This is a genomic window from Selenomonas ruminantium subsp. lactilytica TAM6421 (genome assembly GCF_000284095.1).
Lineage (GTDB): Bacteria > Bacillota > Negativicutes > Selenomonadales > Selenomonadaceae > Selenomonas_A > Selenomonas_A lactilytica.
The window spans coordinates 1-2614 of the sequence record NC_017072.1; the positions used below are offsets into that span (position 1 = coordinate 1).

2 protein-coding genes are annotated in these 2614 nt (G+C 45.5%); both read left to right on the forward strand.

Annotated features, from left to right (window positions below):
• Nucleotides 1-1029 carry a protein rep gene (locus SELR_RS15650; RefSeq protein ID WP_014426088.1) on the forward strand — a complete coding sequence of 343 codons (1029 nt, stop codon included), beginning with the start codon at nucleotides 1-3 and terminating at the stop codon, nucleotides 1027-1029.
• 52 nt (nucleotides 1030-1081) lie between these two features.
• On the forward strand, nucleotides 1082-1291 hold the full coding sequence (locus SELR_RS15655) for a hypothetical protein (protein WP_041914922.1): 210 nt from the start codon (nucleotides 1082-1084) through the stop codon (nucleotides 1289-1291).
• The last annotated feature ends 1323 nt before the right edge of the window (nucleotides 1292-2614 follow it).

Consider the following 2614-nt stretch of genomic DNA (forward strand, 5'->3'; position numbering starts at 1 on the left):
ATGCGTATGATTATTTTACAAGAGAATGAGCAAGATTGCAAGCTGGAAATCATTGAGGGTACTGGTGAAGTTCTGGAGGACTTAAGCGGGACAGGGCGAAAACGCCCCTGGAGCGAGAGGAAGAGCGAGAGCGTGGAATTACTAAACCTGTTTGAAACGGCTAGAAAAATAGACGAGAGCGTGATTTCACAAACAAGGCTGCAAGCCTTGAAAGACTGCGGGTCTTGGCTCACATTTGCGCAACAAGCAGACGGAACTCGGAGGCTTGCAAATGCTAATTTCTGCCGTTTGAGGCTATGCCCCCTATGTGGTTGGCGGCGGTCACTGAAACTATTTTCGCAGGTGTCGAAAATATCGGATGCTATTCTTGCGGAAAAGAAAGCACGGTTTATATTCGTTACGCTGACAGTGGAGAACGTGAAGGGCGAAGAGTTGCGGGCTACCATCAAGCGCATGAACGAGGGTTTCAAGTGCTTGGTACAAGACAAGAAAGGAATGGCTGCCTCTGCTACATTCAGGGCAAACCTGATGGGGTATATGAAAGCCATTGAAGTGACATATAACACAAAACGAAACGACTTCCACCCGCATATACACTGCATTTTCGAACTCGCACCGAAGTATTTTAGGGGCAAGGAAGGTGGCTATCTCACTCATGAAGACTGGCGGGTGATGTGGCGGAATGTGATGAAACTGGACTATGAGCCACAAGTGGACGTGAGAGCTATCAAGAACACCACGGCAAAAGCCGTGGCGGAAGTTGCAAAGTATCCTGTTAAGGTTGACGGACTTCTGAAAGTGAAAGACAAAGAGAAAGCAGCGCAAGCGCTGATCCAGCTCAAGCATGGCATACATAACTGCCGATTTATTACCTTTGGCGGGGATTTTCGAGAGTATAAGCGCCGGCTGGCGCTTGATGACATAGAGACTGGCGACCTAGTACACGTTGAAACGGACAAACAAGAACTAAACGCCGTAGCTATGATACTGTTCAAGTATCGTGCTGATGTTGGTGCATATATTTGCTGATATATGCATATATTTGCTGTTACGCGCATAAATTGCTGGTGGAGGGAATGATATGACTGGTGATGAGATTACAGAAGTCCATGAAAACATACTTTTGGCTGTGATGCAGCTGCGCCAATACGACAAAATGGATATTTGGACTGATGAGATACGGGAAAACGTCAAGGCATTGTGTGCCGACTTAGAGCATTATGCAAAACGCGAAACCGAGTATTACGAAATGTATCGTCAAGAAAATATCCCCATCAGACCACGAAAGTAAAAGACTTTTGCTTGCTTGCTGTGCTATAATGGCATTGTCCGTTTTATTGCCAAATATTCACGGCATAAAATATCGGATAAGATGGCATGCCCTTGCCGTCTAGCCCGCAGTTAGCTGTGGGCTTTTTTATTGCCTCATGATATAATAAAATTGTCATAGTGTGGGGCTTGTATTCCTCACAGGAAACAGTTTTCATACTGGGGCAAGCGTACGGAAGAGCCCTGTCTCCTGTAACCAATGGCAGGGCTTTCTTTACGCGAAATTGATACGTATGATATAATTTTTAAGCCGTAGTCACATGAGTGACTACGTCCCCTTATTCCCCTATCGCTTTCCATGTGGTAGGGGAATTTTTGCTTACTTGCTTTCATGTAGGCCGTTAAGAACGGCTTACATGTGCACTTAGGAGTTTCTCTTTCGAGAAACGTCAAAAGCGCACTTTTGCAAAGCGGGGCTTGCAAAAGAAAAAGCATTTTCTGCCAGTCGCTTTGCTCCTTGAACTGCGTTGCTTGATTATATATTAACTTTTCAAATCCTGCATTTTGATTTCTGTTTACACTTTTCAAATCACCGAAAACCAGTAAGCCCAGAGGGCGCAAATTTACTGCCAGTGATGGCAGCCAAGCACATGAGTTTGGAGAAACTCATAAGTGCGCATTCTGAAAAGCACGAGGGGTGTCTGAATTGGCAAATTCGAGACACTCATAAGTGCGCCTTCCGGAAAAGCAACGCAGTTCAGAGAGAGGAGCGAACGGCAAAGCCCCCGAAGGGGTTCACGGAGTTTCTTGAAACTCCTAAGTGAACATGGTAGCCGTTTTTAACGGTCCCCATGAAAAAGACGCAGCAGTTTATGACGAACATGGCCACCAAGGGTGGCCATCTCCTGCAGCGGCTTTGCCGTCTGCCCGCTCGTGAAACTGAACTAAGGCACCAGGAGCCCTAGAAAGCCCGTAGAGCGTTTCTAGGAGCGAATACATACACTTTCCCCTCTTAGGGGCTGGAGGGGCGTAGAAACGAAACTGAGAAGCCTAGAACTTAACTTTATGGGGAACCCGCCAGAGGTTCCCCTGTGCAAACTTGACTTATGGTGTGTTGTAATTAATTTTGAACCACAAAACACCCCTCGGAAAGTGTCATTTTCGAGGGGTGTTTTTTCTTATCTTGATACTTGAGGCGTATAGGTCGGAATTAAAAATAGCCTAATCCCTTTATTTATGCGGGATTAAAGGAAAATTAAAGTGAAAATTTAGGGTAGTAAAAAAGACCACTTTGTGCTATGATTTTCTTGCGAGGAAAAACCAATAACAACAAAGGGGTCTCTAT

Coding starts and splice junctions, on each gene's coding strand:
- SELR_RS15655 (WP_041914922.1), top strand. CDS start 1,082: ATGACTGGTGATGAGATTACAGAAGTCCATGAAAACATACTTTTGGCT.
- SELR_RS15650 (WP_014426088.1), top strand. CDS start 1: ATGCGTATGATTATTTTACAAGAGAATGAGCAAGATTGCAAGCTGGAA.